Annotated in this window: 18 protein-coding genes; 7 read left to right on the top strand and 11 right to left on the bottom strand. The window is 60.5% G+C overall.

Annotation, left to right across the window (positions count from 1 at the left end):
- Positions 1-289: 289 nt before the first annotated feature.
- The 9 genes from nirD to BLQ41_RS20715 all read right to left on the bottom strand — a co-directional run bounded on the left by nirD (position 290) and on the right by BLQ41_RS20715 (position 12,270).
- Positions 290-667 carry a nitrite reductase small subunit NirD gene (gene nirD / locus BLQ41_RS20755; RefSeq protein ID WP_090183746.1) on the bottom strand — a complete coding sequence of 126 codons (378 nt, stop codon included), beginning with the start codon at positions 665-667 and terminating at the stop codon, positions 290-292.
- Entirely contained in the window at positions 667-3,228 is a 2,562-nt protein-coding gene (gene nirB / locus BLQ41_RS20750) for a nitrite reductase large subunit NirB (RefSeq protein ID WP_090183744.1), read from the bottom strand. The genes nirD and nirB overlap by 1 nt, the downstream gene beginning before the upstream one ends.
- Positions 3,229-3,588: 360 nt before the next feature.
- Positions 3,589-4,929: a glutamine synthetase family protein gene (locus BLQ41_RS20745; RefSeq protein ID WP_408003467.1), complete on the bottom strand. Its 1,341-nt coding sequence runs from the start codon at positions 4,927-4,929 to the stop codon at positions 3,589-3,591.
- A gap of 20 nt (positions 4,930-4,949) precedes the next feature.
- On the bottom strand, positions 4,950-5,507 hold the full coding sequence (locus BLQ41_RS20740) for a helix-turn-helix domain-containing protein (protein WP_090183740.1): 558 nt from the start codon (positions 5,505-5,507) through the stop codon (positions 4,950-4,952).
- A gap of 25 nt (positions 5,508-5,532) precedes the next feature.
- Positions 5,533-6,822 (bottom strand): NAD(P)/FAD-dependent oxidoreductase, encoded by a 1,290-nt coding sequence (locus tag BLQ41_RS20735; protein ID WP_090183739.1) that lies wholly within the window; start codon positions 6,820-6,822, stop codon positions 5,533-5,535.
- Positions 6,823-6,890: 68 nt separating this feature from the next.
- Complete coding sequence (locus BLQ41_RS20730; RefSeq protein ID WP_167360499.1) at positions 6,891-8,075, bottom strand: patatin-like phospholipase family protein; 1,185 nt, start codon at positions 8,073-8,075, stop codon at positions 6,891-6,893.
- A gap of 101 nt (positions 8,076-8,176) precedes the next feature.
- The gene (locus tag BLQ41_RS20725; protein WP_090183738.1) at positions 8,177-9,274 is read right to left on the bottom strand and encodes an AI-2E family transporter; all 1,098 of its coding nucleotides are present in this window, start codon (positions 9,272-9,274) and stop codon (positions 8,177-8,179) included.
- 79 nt (positions 9,275-9,353) lie between these two features.
- A complete protein-coding gene (locus BLQ41_RS20720; RefSeq protein WP_090183736.1) occupies positions 9,354-9,989 on the bottom strand; it encodes a response regulator transcription factor in 636 nt (211 codons plus the stop codon).
- Positions 9,990-9,993: 4 nt separating this feature from the next.
- Entirely contained in the window at positions 9,994-12,270 is a 2,277-nt protein-coding gene (locus tag BLQ41_RS20715; protein ID WP_090183734.1) for a PAS domain-containing sensor histidine kinase, read from the bottom strand.
- Between the two features lie 230 nt (positions 12,271-12,500).
- Between BLQ41_RS20715 and BLQ41_RS20710 the strand changes: the two genes are divergently transcribed.
- From BLQ41_RS20710 to phaR, 6 genes are all read left to right on the top strand, one after another.
- On the top strand, positions 12,501-14,123 hold the full coding sequence (locus tag BLQ41_RS20710) for an acyl-CoA synthetase (protein WP_090183733.1): 1,623 nt from the start codon (positions 12,501-12,503) through the stop codon (positions 14,121-14,123).
- A gap of 132 nt (positions 14,124-14,255) precedes the next feature.
- On the top strand, positions 14,256-14,582 hold the full coding sequence (locus BLQ41_RS20705; protein WP_090183731.1) for a DUF485 domain-containing protein: 327 nt from the start codon (positions 14,256-14,258) through the stop codon (positions 14,580-14,582).
- Positions 14,582-16,252 (top strand): cation acetate symporter, encoded by a 1,671-nt coding sequence (locus tag BLQ41_RS20700; RefSeq protein WP_090183729.1) that lies wholly within the window; start codon positions 14,582-14,584, stop codon positions 16,250-16,252. Before BLQ41_RS20705 ends, BLQ41_RS20700 begins: the two co-directional genes overlap by 1 nt.
- 69 nt (positions 16,253-16,321) lie before the next feature.
- Positions 16,322-18,094 (top strand): acyl-CoA dehydrogenase C-terminal domain-containing protein, encoded by a 1,773-nt coding sequence (locus tag BLQ41_RS20695; protein WP_090183727.1) that lies wholly within the window; start codon positions 16,322-16,324, stop codon positions 18,092-18,094.
- A gap of 131 nt (positions 18,095-18,225) precedes the next feature.
- Positions 18,226-19,494: an OprD family porin gene (locus BLQ41_RS20690; RefSeq protein WP_090183725.1), complete on the top strand. Its 1,269-nt coding sequence runs from the start codon at positions 18,226-18,228 to the stop codon at positions 19,492-19,494.
- A 204-nt stretch (positions 19,495-19,698) separates the two neighbouring features.
- Positions 19,699-20,244, top strand: coding sequence for a polyhydroxyalkanoate synthesis repressor PhaR (gene phaR / locus BLQ41_RS20685; protein WP_090183724.1), 546 nt, complete (start codon positions 19,699-19,701; stop codon positions 20,242-20,244).
- Positions 20,245-20,279: 35 nt separating this feature from the next.
- Here phaR and phaP read toward each other — a convergent pair whose 3' ends face one another.
- Positions 20,280-20,840, bottom strand: coding sequence for a TIGR01841 family phasin (gene phaP, locus BLQ41_RS20680; RefSeq protein WP_090183722.1), 561 nt, complete (start codon positions 20,838-20,840; stop codon positions 20,280-20,282).
- Between the two features lie 242 nt (positions 20,841-21,082).
- Between phaP and BLQ41_RS20675 the strand changes: the two genes are divergently transcribed.
- The gene (locus BLQ41_RS20675) at positions 21,083-23,560 is read left to right on the top strand and encodes a DUF3141 domain-containing protein (RefSeq protein ID WP_090183721.1); all 2,478 of its coding nucleotides are present in this window, start codon (positions 21,083-21,085) and stop codon (positions 23,558-23,560) included.
- 25 nt (positions 23,561-23,585) lie between these two features.
- Here the strand turns inward: BLQ41_RS20675 and BLQ41_RS20670 are convergent, their stop codons facing one another.
- The gene (locus BLQ41_RS20670; RefSeq protein WP_090183719.1) at positions 23,586-24,623 is read right to left on the bottom strand and encodes an AraC family transcriptional regulator; all 1,038 of its coding nucleotides are present in this window, start codon (positions 24,621-24,623) and stop codon (positions 23,586-23,588) included.
- Between the last annotated feature and the right edge of the window lie 9 nt (positions 24,624-24,632).

Below are 24,632 nucleotides of genomic sequence, written 5' to 3'. Positions count from 1 at the left end.
ATCTGCCCCGTCGGGAGGCCGAACGCAGGTTCTGCGTAGTGGGCAACCCGGCATGGATGCCGGGTTAGCCGCCCCCGGCCATGGATGGCCGATGGCGGCGGGCCCACGGAGCAGGACCGGAGTGAGGGAATGCCGAGCCTAGGCGAGGCACCGTACGTCAGGGGCGCAAGCGCTTGGTTACTTGGCGCTCTTCCAAGTGACCCGCCGTCAGGGCGGAACCAATAGCCGCCGTTACCGCAGAAACGGATATGCCCCCAACCCAAAACATTCTTAAGTGAACAGCATTACCTCAGGCAACCCCAACTTCCACCACGCCGCCATTCAACCGCACCGGCCAGACACGCAGGCGCTGCTGCGGATATTCCAGGCAGCTGCCGTCCTCCAGACGGAAATGCTGCTTGTAGATCGGCGACGCGACGACCATCTCGCCCTTGATATTGCCCACCAGCCCGCGACCGATAACGTTCGCCCCGGACTGCGGATCATGGTTGTCGATAGCGTAAAGAGTCCGCCCCTCAGCGCCCGGCAGGTAGAACAGCGCCACCTGAGCCCCGTCGAGCCAGACCACCACACCGGAGTTACTGACCAGATCCCGGTGCTCGCACACCGTTTGCCAGACCTCGGGACTTTCCAGGGACGCGACGCGTTGTGCAGTGGACTGGCTCATCAGACGGTTTCCTCAATGACAGGGATAAGGTTGAGTTCGGCCGCCATGATCGGGCGGCGTTGACCGCGTTCCTGGACAAAGTGGATGTCCGGGTCCGGGCGTTTATCGTTGACGAAGGTGCGGAAGCGCTTGAGTTTTTCCGGGTCCTTGAGGGCGTTGGCCCATTCGCATTCATAGCGATTGACCACCAGCTGCATCTGCGACTCGAGCTCTTCGCCCAGCCCGAGGCTGTCGTTGATGATCACGTCCTTAAGGTAATCGAGGCCACCTTCCAGGCTTTCGCGCCACACCGAAGTGCGCTGCAATTTGTCGGCGGTACGGATGTAGAACATCAGGAAACGGTCGATGTAACGGATCAGGGTTTCATCGTCCAGGTCGGTGGCGAACAGTTCGGCGTGGCGCGGGCGCATGCCGCCGTTGCCGGCGATGTACAGGTTCCAGCCTTTCTCGGTGGCGATGACGCCAACGTCTTTGCTCTGGGCTTCGGCGCACTCGCGGGTGCAACCGGAGACAGCGAACTTGAGCTTGTGCGGCGAGCGCAAACCCTTGTAGCGATCCTCGATGGCCAACGCCATCTTGACGCTGTCCTGTACGCCATAACGGCACCAGGTGCTGCCCACGCAGGACTTCACGGTGCGGGTCGATTTGCCGTAGGCATGCCCGGTTTCGAAACCGGCTTCAATCAGCTCGGCCCAGATGTCCGGCAACTCGTGCAACTGCGCGCCGAACAAGTCGATGCGCTGGCCGCCGGTGATCTTGGTGTAGAGGTCGTATTTCTTCGCAACCACGCCAATGGCGATCAACTTGTCGGCGGTAATTTCGCCGCCGGGGATGCGCGGCACCACCGAATAGGTGCCGTTTTTCTGCATGTTGGCCATGAAGGTGTCGTTGGTGTCCTGCAGCGGCACCAGGGAGGCGTCCATGATCGGCTGGTTCCAGCACGAGGCCAGAATCGAGCCCACCGCCGGTTTGCACACGTCGCAACCGGTGTGGCCACGGCCATGTTTGGCCAACAGTTCTTCGAAGGTGATCACCCCTTCCACCCGCACCAGCGCATAGAGCTCCTGACGGGTGTAGGCGAAGTGTTCGCACAGGTTCTTGTCGACGCTGACGCCACGGGCAATCAACTCATGCTCGAACACTTGCTTGAGCAGCCCGGCGCAACCGCCACAACCGGTGCAAGCCTTGGTTTGCGCCTTGAGCAGGCCGAGGTCGGTGCAACCGCCGTCGATGGCCGAACAGATGGAACCCTTGGTGACGTTGTGGCAGGAACACACCGTGGCCGACTCGGGCAACGCGCCCGGGCCCAGGGTCGGCGCGCCGGTGGATGACGGCAGAATCAGGCTGGCCGGTTCGGCCGGCAGCGCGATGGCGTTCTGCATGTATTGCAGCAGCGTGTCGTAATAGCTGTTGTCACCGACCAGCACCGCGCCGAGCACGTGTTTGCCGCTGGCGTCCACCACCAGCCGACGGTAGCTGGCGCTGGTTTCGTCGATGAACTGATAACTGCGCGAGCCCGGTGTGTTGCCGTGAGCGTCGCCGATGGAGCCGACATCGACGCCCAGCAGCTTGAGCTTGGTCGACATGTCCGCGCCCACGAACGGCTCGGTGGATTCATTGCACAACTGTGCGGCCACCGCGCGGGCCATCTGGTAACCGGGCGCGACCAGGCCAAAGACTGTGCCATTCCACGCCGCGCACTCGCCGATGGCGTAGATGTGCGGGTCGCTGCTCAGGCAATGGTCGTCTATCACAATGCCTCCGCGCGGGCCGACTTCCAGCGCACATTGGCGGGCCAGCGCGTCCTGGGCGCGGATGCCGGCGGAGAACACGATCAGGTCGGTTTCGAGGAATTCGTCATTGGCGAAATTCATCCGGTAGCGGTAGTCCTCACCCGCGCTGATCGATTGGGTGCCACGGGACAAATGCACACCGACGCCAAGCCGCTCGATCTGCGCCTTGAGCGCACGACCACCCTGCTCGTCCAGTTGCACCGGCATCAGGCGCGGGGCGAATTCCACCACATGGGCTTCCAGGCCCAGGCTTTTCAGGGCGTTGGCGGCTTCCAGACCGAGCAAGCCACCGCCGACCACCACGCCGCGTCTGGCGTTGGTCGCAGCGGCACGGATGGCATCGAGGTCTTCGAGGGTGCGATACACCAGGCGCGAATCACCCTCGGCGCCTTCAATCGGCGGCACGAACGGATAAGAGCCGGTAGCCAGGATCAATGTGTCGTAGGCAACGCAACCTTGCGCGGTGATCACCTGACGACGGACTCGGTCGATTTCCAGCACTGGCACGCCCAAGTGCAGGGTCACGCCTGGGGTCTGGTACAGCGCGGCATCACTGAGGGCCAGCGACTCTGCATCACGTCCGGTGAAATACTCGGAAAGGTGCACACGGTCATAGGCGCGCATCGGCTCCTCGCTGAAGACGTGCAGTCGATAGTGATCAAGGGCACCGCGCTCGATCAGCTGTTCGACACAATGATGTCCGACCATGCCATTGCCGATCACGATCAGCGTTTGCTGTTTGTTCAACGCGGCCACATTGGTATTCATAAGAAGCACCCGGCTAAAGCCCATCACGATTCAAAAAGCAAAAAAAAACGCCTGAAACCTTACGGTTCCAGGCGTCTTTGCCTGTTCTTTTGCGGTGTTGAAACCAGACGTCTATGCCTGATTCACCGATGTTGCTCACGAATCGATCGTCGTTGACCGAGGGAGCTGCCCACGACTGCATTCACGGTGGGCCTTGATCGATGTAATGCAGCGTTTGTGCCAAACCCGGATTGTCCGGGTTTGGCACCGTCCAGCGGCTTGAACCGGCGCTCACACCCTGCGGTGCGACGCGCTTTGTGCCTTGGCGTAGTGCACGCCGCCAGGGCCGGGCTTTATAAAAGTGCATTTCCCCCGCCTGGTTTACAGATACCAGCGATACTCCCGGGCAGTAATTTCCTGCATGAACGCCAGATGATCCTGGCGCTTGTTCTCGCAATAGACATCGACGAACTCCACGCCCAATCCTTCACGCAGTTGCGGTTGATGCTGCATGGCGCGCACCGCTTCGAGCATTTCCAGCGGGAAGTCGACCCCACTGCTGCGGTTTTCGTTGAGCGGCGCGATGGGCTCGCTGCCCGACTCCAGGCCATGTTCGAGTCCCACCAGAATCGCCGCCAGCACCAGGTACGGGTTGGCATCGGCACCGGCCAGGCGGTGTTCGATGCGCAGGTTTTTCGCATCCGATTCAGGAATGCGCAGACACGCATCGCGGTCCTCAAAGCCCCAACTCGCCCGCGTGGCGATGTTCGTCGTGCCGCCCAGGCGGCGATAGGCGTTCTGGTTCGGCGCGAAAATCGGCATGCAATGCGGCAGCAGTTCCAGGCAACCGGCCACGGCATGGCGCAGTGATCGCTGCTGGTTTGCCGCCAGGATGTTGTTGCCGGCCGCGTCGTACAGACTGACGTGTACGTGCATGCCGCTGCCCGGGTGCTGCAAGTAAGGCTTGGCCATGAAGCTGGCGCGGTAGCCGTGTTTCAGCGCCACGCCTCGAGTGCTACGACAGAACAATGCTGCCCAGTCTGCCGCACGCAAACCGTCGTCGAGGTGACCGAAATTGATCTCGTACTGGCCCGCGCCGAGTTCGGCGGTGATCACTGTGGTGTCGATGCCTTGAGCCTGCGACGCCGCGACCATGTCATCGAGGACCGGCGAAAAGCGTGACAGGCGCTCGATGTGCATGTTGGGTTGATCATCGGCATCGTCCGAGAGGTCATCCCGGGGAAATTGCGGCAACCCATCGCGCAGCTTTTTATCGAACAGATAGAACTCCAGTTCGAACGCCACCACCGGGTGAATGCCTTTTGCCGCGAGCCTGTCCAGCACCTGCGCCAGTACCTGGCGTGGTTCGAACACGATAGGCTTTTCGGTGCCATCGGTGGTGATCAGCATCTGCCCTAGCGGCTGCGCTTCCCAGGTCACCGGCTTGAGCGTGCCCGGCACCAGCCGGCGCAGCGCATCCGGGTCGCCGTCATTGAAGCAATAATCGCCGATCTTGAACAATCCGCCTTGCACGCCCAGCAGTACGCTGTTTTGCGGCAGTTTCAGGGCGCTGCCCGCCGCGACCTTTTCGAGCATTTCCACGGGGTAGCGCTTGCCGTAAAAGTGCCCCGGAATGTCCAGGGCAATCAGGTCGACGTAACGTACGTCAGGGTAGCGTTGGCGAAAGGCACGCACCTCGGCCAGCAGATCAGCGTCCATCATGGTTGGTCCTATTGTGGTTATCAGGTATAGACCCAGAGCACTCGCGTGAGATGCCCGGTCAGGTTGCCGTAACGGCAACGGGTGTGACTGTCGAACTGAAAGCTGTCGCCGGCGAGCAAGGTGACCGGGTCGTCGTCATCGCCCAGCCACAGGGTCAACTCGCCCTCGAGCACGTAACCGCCCTGCTCCGAGCTGTCACTCAAGTGCCGGTCGCCACTGCTGGCGCCGGCTTCGAGATGACTTTCGAGCATGGAAAACGAGGCCCGTATCTTCGGCGACACCAGAATGTCGGTAATGCCATTGGCGTAGTACAACGTGCGGCGCTCATCCGGGCGGGTGACCCACGGCAGTTCCTTGGGTTTGGGCAGGCTGTAGAAATAAGTCGTCGGCACGCCCAGGGTTTCGCTGATCGCGGTCAGGTCGGCAACGGTGGGCCGAGACAAGCCGCGCTCGACCTGCGAGAGAAAGCCGACGGAGCGGCCGATTTTGTCGGCCAGGTCCTTCAGGGTGTATTTCTTGTGCTTGCGCAGATCGTGGATAAGGATCGCCAGCGCAGCGATTTCTTCTTGCTTGTTCATGCCTGCCATTCCGCCAAGTGATTCATCAGATGCTGTCGCGCAGTCGATACCACGCCTTGCCGATGGCTTCCAGCGGTGCCGCCAGGTATTTGCCGCCGGGGAAGCTGCCGTTGCTCAAGCCTTGATACAACGCCAGTTCATCCGGCTGACCGAGAATGGCGTCTGACACCGCGCGGGCAGCGGCCAACGTCGGCAGCACGCCATGCCCGGAGTAGCCCTGAAGCCAGTAGCGATCACCGTGGCGGCCGATGTCCGGTGTGCGTTTGAGCGTCAGGTCGATGTGCCCGCCCCAGGCAAACTCAAGCTTTACGCCTTTGAGCTGCGGGAACACTCGCTCCAGAAACGGCCGCGTGGCGCCGGCAATGTCTTTGGGCAGTCCGCCCAGATACGTACAGCCGCCGCCGAACAGCAGGCGGTTGTCCGGGGTGCGGCGGAAATAGTCGAGGACGAATTGGTTATCGGTGACACAGACGTTGCTCGGCAGCAGCGCGGTCGCCTGCTCGGCGGTCAGCGGCGCCGTGGCGACTTGATAAGTCCCCACCGGCAACACGCAACTGGCCAGTTTCGGATCGAGCCGATCAAGGTAGGCATTGCAGGCCAGCACCAGCACGTCCGCGCGGATCGATCCGCGCTCGGTGTTGACCCGGAACCGACCGCCCTCCTCCTGGTAACTCAATGCCTTGCTTTGTTCATGGATGCGCCCGCCGGCCTGTTCGATGGCGGCGGCCAGGCCGAGTGCCAGTTTCAGCGGGTTCAGATGCCCGCCCTCAGGGTCATAAAGCCCGGCCTGATAACGCTCGCTGGCGACCCATTGCGGTAACTGCTCACGGCTGATGAACCGCAAGTCATGGTGGCCCCATTTGTGGCTGGCTTCGCGCTGCCACTCGGTCAGCAGACCGACGCGACGGGGCATGACCGAAGTCCACAAATGCCCGGCGCGGTAGTCGCAGTCGAAACCATGGCGAGCCGGTAATTCACGCAGCTCGCGCGCTGCCCAGCGCATGCCGTCCCACAACCGTCGCGCTCGTTCGTAGCCCAGCGCGGCTTCCAGCGGCGGCATGTCGCACGACCAGCCGAGAATCGCCTGACCACCATTGCGTCCCGAGGCTGCCCACGCCACGCGGCTGGCTTCCAGCAACGTCACGCGCTTACCGGCCAAGGCCAGGCGCAGCGCGGTATGCAGGCCGCTGAATCCGGCGCCGATGATCACGATCTCGGTGTCTTGTTCGCCGCTCAGTGCAGGTCGGGTGGTCAGGCGTTCAGCGCAACTGTGGGCGTAATAGCTGGCGACATGCTGCGTGGACTGCTGAAACATACAAGCCTCATGAAATTATCTTTTTATAATTTCATGAAAAACTACAGCATAAATTTCATTCAGACAACTCACCTGTTCGGCGATTTATGCCACGGATAACCTTTTGCACTGAGTTCGAAGGCGTAATCGAACAGGCGCTTCATGTACGCGCCATCAAATTTCTGATTGCGCGGATGAAGAAAATCGGCGCCGATGTACGCCAGATTGAAGTCCGCCCCGTCCTGCTGGGCGATGCGGTAAATGCGATCGAGGTCGCTGATGCCCTGGGTCTGGATCAAGGTGCTGATGGCGCGACCGCCGATGCTCAAGGTACGGCGCTTGGTGCCGGCCCATTGCGGTTCCAGCTTGCCGTTGCGAATGACATAGAAATGCCGGTCGCGGCGGATACGCGCGCCGCTCACGCTGTTCAGCGCCATCACCGTGCCCGGCGGGTAAAGGAACACCTGCGTGAGCACGCCGCCGTCCACATGCATCTCCTGAAACTGTTTACCGTCCACTTCAACATCGATCATGACCGGTGAGACGGCACCGGGAATGCTCATCGAGGCGACCATGATGTTGCGAAACAGGTCGAGCGCTCCCGGTGCTCCACTGGACGCAATAGCGCCCATGTTCCAGGTGACTGGCCGCCCGGCATCGAGGTCGGTGGTCCCGATCATCAGTAGCCGACCTTTGGCGTACTGCTCAGCGACGGCCGCCAGCACCTCGGCGGTGATGTATTTGGCAATGAGTCGCGCCAGGGGTTTGCTGTCCGCGATGCCATCGCTGGCCAGGCGGGTCAGCACACTTCGCGCATGGAAAACGTCTTTGGGGCCGATCGCGCTGCAGATCCCCAGAATGATCTCGTCGTACTCAGGCCCCAGGTAAGCGAACGGGGCAACCAGAGCACCCGCGCTGATACCAGTGACGACCTTGAACATGGGTCGGGAACCATGCAGGGTCCATCCGGCAATGATGCCTGCCGCGAAGGTGCCGGCGTCACCGCCCCCTGAAATGGCCAGGTAATAGCCCCGTGGCAAGGTGTCGTTCGGCAGCTCTTCGCCGGCGTGTGCCGCGGACTCGCGATCGTTGGCCAGGGTCGCATCCACGATGAACGCCGACAGGTCCCGGTCCAGCCAGTAACGCGCATTCGGGATGCCCGGTATGACGGCGTGTTCCGTCAGCGCTTGTGGCACAGCCTCACGGCGTTGCAGGCAGCCTTCACGCAACATGTTCATCGTCGAGGCGCTGGGCCTGGGCAGAAATGGTTTCAAAACGCCTCCTCCGGTCCCCGCCATCGACAGAGCACGCGCTCGACTGACTCAGCAAGATGGCCTCAGCGATCAAGCGCACGGTCTATGCCATGGCCACCCGCTCAAACAGACGGCGGCCGTCCACCTTCCTGCGCTGGATCACGTACCCACTGCCAGAATAATTGATAGCCGACCGCAAGGACCACCGGCCCGATGAACAGCCCGATGACGCCGCTGGTGACCATGCCGCCCAGCGCACCGATCAGCACCACCGGCATCGGAACGTCGACTCCGCGCCCCAGCAACAAGGGTTTGAGTACGTTATCCACCAAGCCGGCAACGAACACATAGATGGAGAACACGATGACGGCGGTGGTGGCCCCTTCGTTGGCAAACACATAGACAATCACCGGAATGGTGACCAGCGTTGCCGGTAGCTGCATGATGCCCAGGAGCAGGACCGCGATAGCCAGCAATCCGGCGCCGGGAACCCCTTTGACGACAAAACCCAAGCCGACCAACAGCATCTGGATGAAGGCGATGCCGACCACCCCCAACGCCACCGCACGGATCGTGGCGGTGCACAGGTCGGCGATAGACGGCCCCCTGTCCGGGCCGCTGATGCGCGAGGCAATCTGCACCGCGCTGCGCCTGCCGGTTTCGCCGTAAGCCATGAAAATACCGGCGATGATCAAGGCGACAATGAAGGTGAGAAAACCCATCCCGACGCCGGCCAGCTTACCCAGCAGGCCCAGGCTTACCTGTTTTATCTGCGGGAGGTAGGTTGCCGTCAGCTCGGGGAGATTGGTCGAGGCCTGTAGCCAGAGCGCCGAAACCCGCTTGCCCACCAGAGGCCAACTGGCGACTGATTCGCTGGGCGGTGGAATTTGGAAGCCGCCGCTTTTGACCAGTGCCACGGCTTGTGTGACCGAGTCGGCAATCGAGATGCCCAGCAGATAGACCGGCACCATCAGGATGACGATGGACATCAGGATGATCAGCGTCGCGATTCGTCCCTCTTTCTGCCCCAACGGCCCCTTGAGTCGTTCTTGCAGGGGGTAAAGGGTGATCGCCAGGATCACCGACCACAGCAACAGGTCGCGGAATGGGCTGAATATGTTGAAGCAAAAGAGCACCAGGACGGTAATCAGCCCGGCACGAATCAGGACATCGAGCAACGTATGTGAAAGGGCTTTTTCGGAAATCGGCGCGGGCAACATAGTGCCTCCTTGCAGATTCACTGCACAGGAATGGGGGTCGATTAGCCCAGCATAGACGCACAATTACCGACGTGAGAGATCACCGCAACTTCAGTGGATCGACCATCCCCGCCGCAATGGCCATGCCCACCAGGTCCGGCAAGGTGTTGGCCTGCATGCGTTTCATCACGCGCGAGCGATACAGATCGACGGTTTTGGCGCTGACGCCCAATTGCTCGGCGATTTCACGGGTGGTGTAACCCTGCACCAGCGGCAGCAATACATCGCGCTCGCGTGGGGTGAGTGTCAGTAGACGTGCCTGCAAGGCTTCGTGGCCATGGTTATCCGTGCGGCTGGCCGCACACTTGCTGAGCGCCTGTTGCACGCTGTCGAGCAACAATTGCTCGTTGTAGGGTTTCTCGATGAAGTCATGGGCGCCGGCCTTGAACGCGCGAACCACGATGGGTACATCGGCGTGCCCACTGACGAAAATGATCGGCAGGTTCATCTCACGGACGCGCATTTCTTCCTGCACGTTCAAACCGCCCATGCCGGGCATCCGCACATCGAGCAGCACACAGGCATAGAGCGTTGCATCACAGGCATTGAGAAACTCGACGCCGCTGGTAAACGGCAGGGCCTTGAGTCCGACCGACTCGAGTAACCAGACCGTTGAATCGAGCATGCCCTGGTCATCATCGACCACATACACCACGTGCTCCGTCACACCTGCCATTACGTCATTCCTGTTGTTGTTTTGTTGGGCCGGCCAGCGGCAATCGGCAGCACATCAGCAGCCCGACCGGTTGACGCCGGGCCTGCAACTCGCCACCAAAGCCTTCAATGATGCTGCGGCTCATGGACAGGCCAAGGCCCAGGCCATCGGCTTTGCTGGTATAGAACGGGGTGAATATCTGCTCCAGTTCGGGTTCGCTGACGCCCGGCCCCTGGTCTTGCACATCGATTTGCACGGTGGCGCCACTGCCCTGCTCGGCCGTCATGACGATCAACGAGGGCTGCCCCGGATGTTGTTCGCGATTGGCGTCGATGGCGTTGCGCAACAGATTGAGCAGCACCTGCTCCAGCAGCACCCGGTCGGCATAAACGGGCGGCAGATTATCCGGCAGGCGGTCCTCGATTGTCACTTGGCAATTGCTCGCTTCCCAAGCGCACAAACGCACGGCCTCGCGGGCGACATCGGTAAAATTCAGCGCCTGCATGCGACGCTGGCCCTTGCGCAGAAACGCCCGTAAACGCCTGATCACTTCTGACGCATGCGTGGCGTGATGGGTTATGCGTTCCAGCCCTTGTGCCACTCGGGTGGCGGCCTGGGGATTGGAGTCCAGCGTCTGTAAATAGCGCTGGCTCGCGTTGGCATAATTGACCACGGCTGCCAATGGCTGATTGATTTCGTGGGCAATGCCTGAGGCCAGTTCACCCAGGGTGACCAGCCGTGCGGTGTGCGCCAGTTCGTCCTGATGGCGACGCTGTTGCGCTTCACGCAATTCGCGTTCGGTCATGTCCCGCGCCACCAATGAGTAGTAGCGCTCACCACCGGCTGAACGGTGCGCCAGCAGCACCAGCGACACCGGCACGCACGTGCCGCCGCCGAGAGGTTGCAACCGCGCGTCGGTGCTCCACACGCCATCGCGTTCGGCGCTGCTCCAACCGTCACGTTGCAGGCGTGCCAGGTCGGCGCTCGCGAATAGTTGCGCCAGCGTCGGCATCGCTTGTGGCTCATGGATCCCCAGAATGCGCTGCGCCGCCGGGTTGAGGTACGTCACTTGCCCGTCCGGGTCGATGAACAACACCGGATCGGTATTGGCTTCGACGACTTCGGCCAGGCGCCGCTTATTCTCTTCGGCCTGCACCCGGGCCGTGATGTCCCGCGACACGCTGACCACTTCGACTACCGCGCCGGTGTAGGTTTCACGAATCGCCCGGCTGGCGGTTTCGAACCACAGGTAATGCCCGGCACGATGGCGGATGCGGTAGGTCATCGTGTGATAACCGTCCTGTTCCAGAGCGTCCCGCGCACGTTGCACCAGGTTTGCCAGGTCCTGACCATGGAACAATCCCTGGGCCATTTGCCCACGCAGCTCTTCAGGCCAGTAGCCAAGCAATGTCCAGGACGCCGGCGAGGCGTCCAGAAAACGCCCGTCAGGCGTATGCCGGGAAATCAGGTCAGTGGTGTTCTCGATAATCAGCCGATACAGCCGGCGGGCCGTGGCTGCTTCACGTTCGGCCAACACTTGCACGGTGGCATCGCGGCAACGGGCGAGCACACGGTTGTCCTGAGGATCGGGGATAAACGTCCAGATCAGAATCTGCTCCTGGAACTGCGCTTCAACCCCTTCGATGGCCCGTTGCTGATCAAGACAGGCGCGTACCAACACCCGGTGATTGCCCGGCAAAAAGCCCAGCACATCGGTCAGCGGTTTTTCCGCGAGCAAGGCCAGTAGCGCGGCGTTGAATTCTAGCGGTCGACCCTGTGCATCGAGCAACAGACTCGGTTGCGGATCGTGACCCAACAGCGGTGAGCCGCGCAGCATGCCATTGACGGTGCTTAGCAAGGTTGTCAGCAAATCCTGCACCCAACCCAGCCAATCAAGACTGACGCCTTCACACACTTCCACCAACAACAACCCGGCCTGCCCCGGCGTCAATGCCAGGTCAAACACCTGACCGTGGTTGATGGCAGCGCGGCGCAATCGACCGGACAACCAGCAATCGAGTTGCCGCACCTGCGCCAGGTCCAGGCGCCCCGCTTCCACCAGTCGATCAAACAACAACTGATCGCTGGCCAGCGATGGATCACCCAACCCCGGCGGGAAGTGCTGCGCGGCGCCCTCATGGCTGTAAATCCCGGCCTGTGGTTGCCAGCTCAGATAAACCGCCCGGCGCACCTCGGGGCACTCCTGCAATGCACGACACAACGCATCTGCCCGGGCGGCCAGAGACACACCCTCACGTTGCAGGCGCAACCAGCTGTGCAATCGAACGGGCGTCAGGGTCATCACAGGTCCGCTTTGTCGGGGGAGCCAAGAATATACCGGCTCTGTCGGTAAGGTCGCATTCATTTGGATGCGCAGGAATCAAATATAGTACATCTACTATACTGCGTAGGTTGTACTTCCATATACACGGGAGATTGTTATATAAAGCAAACCGGACATAAAGGATGACCGCAGCGGCTACGCTGAACAGGTCATTCATAGAGCTAACAATCAGCCACCGAGTACCCGTCATGTCGATTTATGAACAAGGGCTAGCCCCTTCGGCTGTCAATCACATCGCTTTGTCGCCTTTGAGCTTCATCGAACGTACCGCCAGCGTTTACCCTCACTACCCTGCTGTCATCCACGGTTCGATTCGTCGCACCTGGGCGCAGACCTATACCCGGTGTCGGCGCCTGGCCTCGGCACTGGCCGGTCGCGGGATCGGCAAGAACGACACGGTGGCCGTGATGCTGCCCAACATTCCCGAGATGCTTGAAGTGCATTTCGGCGTACCGATGATCGGCGCCGTGCTCAACCCGCTCAACGTGCGCCTGGATGCCGAAGCCATTGCATTCATGCTCCAGCACGGCGAAGCCAAGGTGCTGATTACCGACCGCGAATTCCATGATGTGATTCGCGCCGCCGTCGGCATGCTCGACCATCCGCCGCTGGTGATCGACGTCAATGACCCGGAATACGGCGAAGGTCAGGCCGTGAGCGACCTGGACTATGAAGCGCTGCTGGCCGAAGGCGACCCGGCATTCGCCTGGCAGTGGCCGGAAAACGAATGGCAAGCCATCTCGTTGAACTACACCTCAGGCACCACCGGTAATCCCAAAGGCGTGGTTTACCACCATCGCGGCGCGTACCTGAACTCGTTGGGCAACCAGATGACCTGGGCGATGGGCAACCATCCGGTGTACCTCTGGACGTTGCCGATGTTCCACTGCAACGGCTGGTGCTACCCGTGGGTTATCACGGCCATGGCCGGTGTGCATGTGTTCTTGCGCCGGGTTGACCCGCAGAAAATCCTCACCCTGATCCGCGAGCATCAGGTGACGCACTTGTGTGCGGCGCCGATTGTGCTCAATGCCCTGGTCAACATGCCGGAATCGGCAAAAGCGGCCATCGACCATCCGGTCAACGCGATGGTCGCGGGTGCAGCCCCGCCGGCCAAAGTGATCGGCGCCGTGGAAGAAATGGGCATCAAGGTCACCCACGTCTATGGCCTGACCGAAACCTATGGCCCCGTGACCCTGTGCGCCTGGCATGCCGAGTGGGATGAGCTGCCACTCGATGATCGGGCACAGATCAAGTCCCGCCAAGGGGTGCGCTACCCGACGCTTGAAGGCGTGATGGTCGGCGACTCGAAGACACTGGAACCAACCCCACGCGACGGTCAGACCATCGGCGAAATCTTCATGCGCGGCAACACCGTGATGAAGGGCTACCTGAAGAATCCAACCGCCACCGCCGAAGCCTTTGAGGGTGGCTGGTTCCATACCGGCGACCTGGCGGTGTGTCATCCCGACGGTTATGTCGAGATCAGGGACCGGCTCAAGGACATCATCATTTCCGGTGGCGAGAACATTTCCACCATCGAACTCGAAGGCGTGCTCTATCGCCATCCGGGGGTGATGGAAGCCGCCGTGGTTGCCCGTCCCGATGAAAAATGGGGCGAAACGCCTTGTGCATTCGTCACCTTGAAGGCCGACCACCAGGACGTGCGCGAAGCCGACATCATCAGTTTCTGCCGCGAGCACCTGGCCGGGTTCAAAGTGCCGCGCACGGTGATCTTCACCCTGTTGCCGAAAACATCCACCGGCAAGATCCAGAAGTACGTGCTGCGCGACAGGGCCAAAGCGCTCTAACCCCAACCGACGTTTTACCCGCCCGGCGGCAGGTGTTGCACCTGCCGCCGAGGGTTCGTGCAGCCCGGATTCGGCCCTGCGCTGCCCTTTAATGCCCAACGCATCGATAACAAAAACAATAAGGAGCCACCCATGATCGACATCCATTCAACCGATACCCAACGCTGTGAACGTATTCGGGCCAACCCCAAGTTCCTGCAACTGGTGAACACCCGTTCGCGCCTGGCCTGGTCGTTGAGCGCCGCCGTGCTGGGCACTTACTACCTGTTCATGGGCGTGGTGGCGTTTGCCCCGCAATGGCTGCATGCACCGCTTGCCGAGCATCGGATGTTGACCCTGGGCATGCCGATTGGCGCGGCGATCATCATTTTTTCCTGGCTACTGACCGGTTGGTACGTCTACCGCGCCAACACGCGCTTCGACGCGCTGGGTGCTGCCATTCTCGAGGAGAGCAAGTGATGACGCTGCTGCGAAAACTGATCCTGGCCGCTGCCGGTCTGTTGCCGGCCTCCATAGTCCTCGCCGCGCCAACACTGGGCTCCGTGGAAAAACAACCGCTCAACCTGCACGCAATCGGCATGTTCTTTGTGTTCGTACTGGGCACGCTGGCCATCACCTGGTGGGCTGCGCGACAAACCAAATCCACCTCGGACTTCTATACCGCCGGCGGTGGCATTACCGGGTTTCAGAATGGCCTGGCAATTGCTGGCGACTACATGTCCGCCGCCACGTTGCTGGGGTTGTCCAGCTTGGTGTTCGCCAAGGGCTACGATGGGTTCATCTACACCATCGGCTTCTTTGTCGGCTGGCCGATCATCACCTTCCTGATGGCTGAGCGTCTGCGTAACCTGGGGCGCTACACCTTCGCCGACATCGTGTCCTACCGGCTGGACCAGAACAAAGTGCGGATCTTCGCCGCGTTCGGTTCGTTGACGGTGGTGTGCTGCTACCTGATCGTGCAGATGGTCGGCGCCGGTCAGTTGATCAAGTTGCTGTTCGGTCTCGACTACCCGGTGGCGGTGGTGATCGTCGGCGCGTTGATGCTGGTTTACGTGATCTTTGGCGGCATGATCGCTACCACTTGGGTGCAGATCATCAAGGCAGTGCTACTGCTGGCCGGCGGCACGACGCTGGCGTTCATGGCCATGTCTCAGTTTGGTTTCAGCTACGAAACCCTGGCCAGCAAAGCGGTCGAGGCTCACGCCAGCGGCTGGAACATCATGGGCCCAGGCTCAATGCTCGCCGACCCGATCAACACAGCATCTATGTCACTGGGCCTGGTATTCGGGATTGCCGGTCTGCCGCACATCCTGATGCGTTTCTTCACCGTGCCTAACGCTAAAGAAGCACGTAAATCGGTGTTCTACGCCACAGGCTTCATCGGCTTCTTCTTCCTGGTGGTGTGCACACTGGGCTTTGCCGCGATGGTGATCATCGGCACCGACCCGCAGTACTACGTCAATGGCGAAGTCGGCGGCACGTTGATTGGCGGTGGCAACATGGTCGCCATGCACCTGGCCAAAGCGGTTGGTGGCAACCTGTTCTTCGGCTTCCTGTCGGCCGTGGCGTTCGCCACAATTCTTGCGGTGGTGTCCGGATTGGCCCTGGCCGGCGCCTCGGCGATTTCCCACGACCTTTACGCCACCGTGTTCAAGCAAGGTAAAGCCACCCAGAAACAGGAAATGCGCGTAACGCGCATGGCCACGGTGGGCCTTGGCATTATCGCGATTCTGCTGGGCATTCTGTTCGAGAAGATGAACGTCGCGTTCCTGGTGGGCCTGACCTTCGGCATCGCCGCCTCGACCAACTTCCCGGTACTGATCATGGCCATGTACTGGAAAGGCCTGACCACCAAAGGCGCGATCATCGGCGGTTTCGCCGGTCTGATCTGTGCGCTGGTGCTGGTGATCCTGTCACCAGCCGTCTGGGTCACCGTGCTGGGTCATGCTCACGCGATCTTCCCGTACGACCACCCTGCCCTGTTCTCCATGCCGCTGGCGTTCCTGGTGATCGTCGTGGTGTCAAAACTCGACCGCAGCGTGCGGGCCGACAAGGAGCGTGATGCCTACGCCGACCAGTTCGTTCGCGCCCAGACCGGCCTTGGCGCCGCCAGTGCGTCCGCTCATTGATTGAACTGGCACGGTCCGCTGTTGCGGCGCCGTGCCTACCGCACAAACCGTCCTTTTGAGGTTCACGATATGCCCCAATTCAACGCCCCGCTGCGCGACATGCGCTTTGTGCTGCATGAAGTGTTCGATGCTCCGGCCTTGTGGGCGCGCCTGCCGGCCCTGGCCGACAGCGTCGACGCCGCCACCGCTGATGCCATTCTTGAGGAGGCGGCGAAAGTCACCTCACAGTTGATTGCACCGTTGAACCGCAGCGGCGACGAAGAAGGCGCACAGTGGCTGGATGGCCAGGTCAGTACGCCGTTCGGTTTCAAACAGGCTTATGCCACCTACATCGAAGGCGGTTGGGTCGGCCTGTCCGGCAACGCCGATTTCGGCGGCATGGGCATGCCGAAGATGCTCGCCGTGCAGTTTGAAGAAATGCTCTACGGCGCCAATTCCAGCTTCGCCCTGTATTCGGCATTGAGTTCCGGCGCCTGTCTGGCACTGGATGCCCACGCCAGCGACACCCTGAAAAACCTCTACCTGCCGCCAATGTATGAAGGCCGCTGGGCCGGCTCGATGTGCCTGACCGAAGCCCACGCCGGCACTGACCTGGGAATCATCCGCACCCGCGCCGAACCTCAGGCCGATGGCAGTTACACCCTCACCGGCAGCAAGATTTTCATCACTGGCGGCGATCAGGACCTGACCGAGAACATCGTGCATCTGGTGCTGGCCAAACTGCCGGATGCACCGGCCGGGCCCAAAGGCATCTCGCTGTTTGTCGTGCCTAAAGTGCTGGTCAATGCCGACGGTTCCCTGGGCAATGCCAACGCAGTGAGTTGCGGCTCGATTGAACACAAGATGGGCATCAAGGCTTCGGCCACCTGCGTGATGAACTTCGACGGTGCCATCGGTTGGCTGGTCGGTGAGGCCAACAAAGGCCTGGCGGCGATGTTCACCATGATGAACTACGAACGCCTGTCCATCGGCATCCAGGGCATCGGGTGCGCCGAAGCGTCCTATCAAAGCGCTGTCGCTTACGCCCGCGAACGTATTCAGAGCCGTGCACCGACTGGCGTCGTCGCCCCGGACAAAGTCGCCGACCCGATCATCGTTCACCCCGACGTGCGACGCATGCTGCTCGGCATGAAAGCCATGACCGAAGGTGGCCGCGCCTTTGCCAGTTACGTCGGGCAACAGCTCGATCTGGCGAAGTTTTCCGATGACGCCGTGGAGCGCGACAGTGCGCAAAGCCTGGTCGCACTGCTGACCCCGGTGGCCAAAGCGTTCTTCACCGACACCGGCCTGGAAAGCTGCATCAACGGCCAGCAAGTGTTTGGCGGCCATGGCTACATCCGTGAATGGGGCCAGGAACAATTGGTCCGTGACGTGCGCATCGCGCAGATCTACGAAGGCACCAATGGCATTCAGGCGCTGGACCTGCTCGGTCGCAAGGTGCTGGCCGACAACGGTGTCGCCTTGCGCCAGTTCACCGGAGAGATCCGCCACTTTGCCCATCAGCCCAATGCTCCGTACGCCGCGCAATTGTTCGATGCCGTGCAGCGCCTGGAAAATCTCAGTGACTGGCTGCAGGACCAGGCCGCGACCAACCGCAACGAAATCGGTGCGGCCTCGGTCGAGTATCTGCACCTGTTCGGGTACGTCGCTTACGCCTGGCTCTGGGCGCGCATGGCCCGGGTTGCCCAGGCAAAACTTGGCGAAGACGAAGCGTTCTATGGCGCGAAGATCGCCACCGCCGACTTCTACATCCACCGCCTGCTGCCGCGCATCTTGAGCCTGGAGCAATCCATTCGCGCGGGCAGCGCCTCGCTGTACGGCCTGAGCGCCGACCAGTTCTAACGATTGAACCGCACGCGGGCGCCACGCTCCTCTCTTTTTTTGGCGTTCGCGTTTTTTATTGATCAGCCCTTGCCCACCCGGCGAGGGTCGCGGGACCCGCTTTTCCAAAATAAAAACAAAGGGGCTTCACCATGGACCGTCACACCCGCAATCTCGCTACCCGACTACTGCTGGCCGGTGGCGTCATAAGCCTCTCGGCCCCTGCCACGGCTGACTTTGTCAAAGACAGCAAGGCCAGCGTGGAGCTGCGCAACTTTTACTTCAACCGGGATTATCGCCAGGCCAACGCCCCTCAATCGAAACAAGAGGAATGGGCCCAGGGTTTCCTGTTGCGCTATGAATCGGGCTTCACCGAGGGTTTGATCGGTGTCGGTTTCGATGCCATCGGACTGGTTGGCGTCAAGCTCGACTCCAGCCCCGATCGCGCCGGCTCCGGCCTGCTCAAACGCCATCGCGACACGAGCAAAGGTGCGCAGGACGAGTACGGCGAATTGGGCCTGACCGCCAAACTGCGTGCCTCAAAAAGTACGCTGAAACTCGGTACGCTCCTGCCCAAGCTGCCGACCGTACTGGCCAACGATTCACGGCTGTTGCCACAAACTTTCAAGGGCGGTCAGTTGACGTCGCTGGAACTTGAAGGCCTGACGGTGGATGCCGGACGACTGACGCAGGTCAATCAGCGCGACTCCTCGGACTACGAGAACATGGGCATCACTCGAACCGGCGCCAAGGGCATCACGACGCGTCATGTCGATAGCGACGGCTTCGATTTCGCCAGCCTGAACTACAAATGGACCAGCAACCTCGCCACCGGCTACAGCTACGGTCACCTCGACAACTTCTACAGCCAGCACCTGGTGAACCTGACTTACGTATTGCCGGTGACCACGGGCCAGTCGTTGAAAACCGACCTGCGTTATGCCCGGTCCACGGACGATGGCGGCAGCAATGTCGATAACAATGCCATCGGTGCGATGTTCACCTACAGCCTCGGCGGGCATGCGTTCGGGCTGGGTTATCAAAGCATGAGCGGCGACACCGGCTACGCCTACATCAACGGCACCGATGCGTTCCTGGTGAACTTCGTGCAGATCGGCGACTTCGCCAGCAAGGACGAAAAGTCCTGGCAGGCGCGGTATGACTACAACTTCGCGGCCATCGGCGTGCCTGGCCTGAGCTTCATGACGCGCTACCTCAGCGGTGACAATATCGATCTGGGTGGCAACCGCCCGGAAGGCAAGGAATGGGAGCGCGATACCGACATTGGTTATGTGGTGCAGAGCGGCCCGCTGAAAAATGTCGGGGTGAAGTGGCGCAACGCGACAGTGCGCTCGACCAACTTCGGCAGTGATCTGGATGAGAATCGCTTGATCGTTAGCTATACGTTGCCGATCTGGTAAGTAGATTAGGTGTCTGTGAGGGGGGCTCGCTAACGGCGGGCTCCCCTTTTTTTGCTCGCGAATCTTCTGTGTGCTGGAGGGCCTCATCGCGGGCAGGCCCGCGCCCACAGTTGACCGAGTTGTTCAGATAGACACGCTTTAGTTTGAGAGCGAGCCTGCTCGCGAAGGCGGCCTCAAGGGCGGCAGTGACGATAGTAGGTTAAGATGCCTGCAAACCAGGCTCGCCACGAGACACCCCGCATGCCAGATACGCCCCGTCTGATCAAGAAATACCCCAATCGCCGACTCTATGACACCCACACCAGCAGTCATTTGACACTGGCGGACATTCGTCAGTTGGTCGTCGATAAAGTGGCGTTTCAGGTGGTCGATGCCAAGAGCGGCGAGGACCTGACGCGCAGCATCCTGCTACAAGTGATCCTGGAAGCCGAAAGCGGTGGCGAGCCGATCTTCACCAGCGAGATGCTGATGGGGATTATCCAGTTCTACGGCCCCTATCAAGGCGTGCTCGGCAGCTACCTGGATAAAAGCATCCAGACCGTCATCGACATTCAGTCCCAGACCGGCGCGCAATCGTCCGAAGCCTGGAGCGCCTTCATGCATAAACAGGCCCCGGTCATGCAGGACTTGATGCGTCAGTATGTCGACCAGTCCAAGGCGTTGTACCTCAATACCCAGAACCTGTTCGGCATGTTTGGCGCTAAACCCGGCACCGATAACGGGCCGAAAAAAAATGGCGATGGGGAATAATCCCATCGCCATCGGTGCCGCTGGCCTGATTTGACTTACTTGCTAGCCTTGGCGCCCGCTTCTGGAGCGGCCTTGGACGCTGCGGCAGTCGCCGCGTCAAAATTGCTCTGAGCCACATCGGACGCCTGTTTCACGGCTTTCTGTGCGCTTTCAAATGCTGTACCGGCATTCGCCAGACCCGACTTGAACGCTGCCACAACAGGCTCGGAGCCGGCCGGTGCATTCTTGCTGATCGCTTCAACGAACTCATTCACTTGCTGGGTGCCCGCCTCGACCTGACTCGACGTCAGTTTGGCGATGTCCGACTGCGTGCCCACGATCAGCGCTTGAACCTGACGATTGAACTCGGCCAGACGTTCGGCCTGGGCGTTCGGCTGGGTGAAAGACGCCTGCAACTCGGCAAAACCTTGTGGGTCACGTACGGCCAACAGCTTGCGAACGCCTTCAAAGTGCTCTTCGGTGGAGTCGCGCAATGCCTTGAACTGCAACTGGCTCAGCTGTTCAACGCTGGCGAAGACTTTGCCGCTGATTTGCTGCAAGAGGTCGAGGTTGGCTTTCTGAGCGGTTTGCAGTTTTTCCGAATTGAAAAAAGACATGCTGTATCTCCTGGTACTGAAAGGCCCTGATGGACCTGAGGACGCGACAGCGATCCAGCCAGTTATCGCGCTAGCCTTGATATTGCAGTGCACAAAACTATTTGGCAACGGCTATTTTGTGCAGCGCACAAAAAAGTTCACTGCTCCTTTCGATATTCCCTATACACTCGTGCCAATTGGATGGCTGGCTTGGCTTCTACTAGTCAGGACAACATTCCCACACATCGCGCCAGGAGTTCACGATGGGTCAGGAAGAAAATATTGCGCTGCAAGATGAAGGGTTGTCGCCTGCGTCCGGTTTGTTCGAGCACCTGAACCATCTTCAGCGCCTCAACACCCGCAACGTTCTCGACGCCCTGCAAGCGCGTCAGGCAAACACCTACGCCCCTTCAAGCCTTGGGCAACTCAGGCAACCGACGCCGACTGACTGGCAGGAATACTTCACCGACCTAGGTCAACGCAGCGTGTTGTTCTGGGACACCTTGCGCCAGCGCGGCGACAACACCCTGGCGCACGAACGCGCCGGGTATCCGCTGCTGCTCAAGTTCAATCATGAAACCCTGGTGGCCGGTGAAGACCTGCCGCGCCCGGTCAACTACTCGCTGCTGCAGATCCTCGCGGCCCCCGGGCAACAACTCGACAGCAAAAAACAACCGGTGATCATCATTGACCCGCGCGGTGGCCACGGCTCGGGTATTGGCGGTTTCAAGCAGGACTCGGTCATTGGCGAAAGCCTCAGGGCGGGTCACCCGACCTATTTCATCTCGTTCAGCCATTCACCGTGCCCGGGCCAGACCCTCGACGACATCGTTGAAGCCCAGGCGCGATTTATCGAAGTGGTCAGCGCCCGACATCTCGACAGCGCCAAACCCGTGGTGATCGGCAATTGTCAGGCAGGTTGGGCATTGATGGGGCTGGCAGCCACTCGGCCGGAACTGCCGGGGCTGATCATCGTCAATGGCGCGCCACTGTCGTATTGGGCCGGCGTCAACGGACGCAATCCGATGCGTTACACCGGCGGTTTGCTGGGCGGCGGCTGGATGGCCCGCCTGGGCAGCGACCTGGGCAATGACCGTTTCGACGGCACCTGGCTGGTGAGCAATTTCGAAAGCCTCGACCCGGCCAATACTTATTGGGGCAAGTACTATCACTTGTTCAGCGAAGTCGACAGCGAGGCGGCACGGTTTCTGGATTTCGAGCGCTGGTGGGGCAGCCCGACCTTGCTCAACGGCGAAGAGATCGAAATGATTGTCGACGACCTGTTCATCGGCAATCAGCTGTCCGGCGGCCTGGGACGCAAGAGCAGCGGGCTTGATCTCAAACGCATCGAAGTGCCGGTGGTGGTGTTCTGCTCTTATGGCGACAACATCACCTCCCCGCAACAGGCACTGGACTGGATCGCCGACGTGTATCCCAGCGATCTCGCCCTGCAAGAGGCCGGACGCACCATCGTTTACTTGCGCCACGCGAGCATCGGTCACCTGGGCATCTTTGTGTCCGGCGATGTCGCCCGGCGTGAGCACCGTCAGTTGCTGGGTGCGGTCGACGCGATCAACGAACTGCCGGGCGGGCTGTATGAAATGCTCATCGATGACCTGCCAGAGGGCGCAGACACGGCCTACGCGGTACGTTTCGAACGTCGGCGTATCGCCGACATCCACGGCGAGGTCCCGACACCCCGTGATGATGATCGCGAATTCGCCCTGGTCGAGCGCGCATCGGTCATCAACAACAGCCTTTACGATGGCTTTGTAAGGCCATGGCTGCGTCAGTTGATCAACGAACCGGCTGCCGAGCTGATGCGCAAGACCCATCCGTTCCATCAGCAGCAAGTCATGTGGAACAGCCTGAACCCGGCACTGTGGTGGCTGGCAGGCAGCGCTGCGCAAGTGAGCAAGGATCGCCAACCCGCGAGTCCGGACAATCCGTTATTGGCCTGGCAGGCGTTGTTTTCCAACCAGGTTCAGGACGCCTTGAACGGCTACCGCGACTTGCGTGATGCCGCTCAGGAAATGTGTTTTTACGGTGTATATGGCGTACTCGACAGCCTCGCTGGCACTCCTCCTGGGCGCAATCTCCAGGCGCATGCCGAGCAGCACGATAAGGTCCTGATCGAACGTCTGCAGGACGCCCTGCCCCTGGGTGGTTTGATGGAAGCCCTGATCCGCATTCTGTTTCTGCTGGAGCGCGACAGCGACGAACCCGGCAAGCAAGGCGTCGACAAGCTGATCCAGCAATTGCAGGTGCTGCTCCAGGACCATAGCGCCAAGCCGCTGGACCTGCGCGACACCCTGAATCTGCAAAAACTGCTGGTTGCTACCCTCCCGCAAGCCAGTCTGCTCAGCCTGCCTTTGTTGCTGACCGAGGTCGAAGAGCGCCAGCAAGTGCTGGCGGCCGTCGCCAATTTGCTGCCAGACCTGCTGACCAGCGGCGCGAGCCATCCCGTGTGGTGCGAGCTGCACTCGCTGCTCGACGTGTCGATGCCAGGTTTCAACCTGACCCAACCTCCCGGCGCAACCGACATCCAGGAGCAAGTGCCCGTTGCGGCACCCGAGCCAATCAAGCAAACAGCGCCGGTCGTCACGCCTGAGTCGGCACCGTCCAAGCCCATCAAACAAAAAGCCGCTGTGGTCGCCCCCGCGCCAATCGTCAGAAATACGGGTCCCGTTCGCAAACCTGCCATGGGCAAAAAAACCGCGAAAAAACCGCCGGTGAAGTAACGCTGAACGACTGACGGGCACCGCGTCACACTGGCGCGGTTTCCTCCAGTTCAAACGATTCATCGGACCGATACTGGCCAGGCGTCATGCCAAACCAGCGGCTACAGGCCTTGTTGAAACTGCTGTGGTCATGGAAACCAAGGAGGTACGCCACATGCTTCATGTTGAAGTGAGAATGGCGCAGATAGAAATCGGCCAACTGCCGGCGCACGGCGTTTTGCACGTCCTTGAACTGGGTTCCTTCCTTTTCCAGCGCGCGTTGCAGCGTGCGCTTGCTGATGTTCAATGCCGCCGCAATCGACTCCATGTCGCACTGCCCGTTGCCCTGGCTCAAACGCTCGGTGATCAGCGCGCGAATCCTGCCGACAATGCAAAACCCGAACAGCAGGTCCAGTTGTGCCTCGGCAAAACTGTCATGCAACACGGCCAAGGCTTCGTTGGCCATGCTCAACGGCCGCATCAGCTCCTGCCCGTCAAACAAAATGCTGTCGTAAGCGGCGCCAAAATGCAGATCGTCGCCAAACAGCCGTCGATGCTCGCGGGTATCTGCGGGCTCGGGATAAGTGAACTCGACGCTCAAGGGGTGGGGTAAGGTGCCGCCCGCCAGCTTGCGGCAAAAACCCAGCAATGAAGCCAGTCCGGCATCGGTGTACTGACGGGGTTTGACTGAGCCGACTTGTTGATGATCAAGCCCGGACAGGCGGTAATTCTGCTGCTCCGATGTAAAGAAAAGGCTGAATCCGGTGCCAATCAAAGGGCTGAAACGAACCAGCCGTTCAAGGGCGTTTTTCAGGTTCAGGCTGGACATCATGGTGTAGCCGACGATTTGAAAGCTGCCGGGATGGAAACTGCCATAGGCCTTCAGGCCGATGTCCGGATCGCCCGAGGCTTGTGCAGCCAGATCCCATAATCGATAGATCGCCCTTCGCTCGCAAAACGCTCCTGGTTTGTTCGCCAACTCAATATCCAGTCCAGCCTCCTGACACAGACTGGCGACATCCAGTCCTTGAGCCGAGAGCGTATTTACCAGCACGCTGGCATAGCCTGAACTCATTCTATACATGGCGTCCTC

It is taken from the genome of Pseudomonas arsenicoxydans (assembly GCF_900103875.1).
GTDB classification, from domain to species: domain Bacteria; phylum Pseudomonadota; class Gammaproteobacteria; order Pseudomonadales; family Pseudomonadaceae; genus Aquipseudomonas; species Aquipseudomonas arsenicoxydans.
This window is presented reverse-complemented; position numbering and strand designations above follow the sequence as displayed.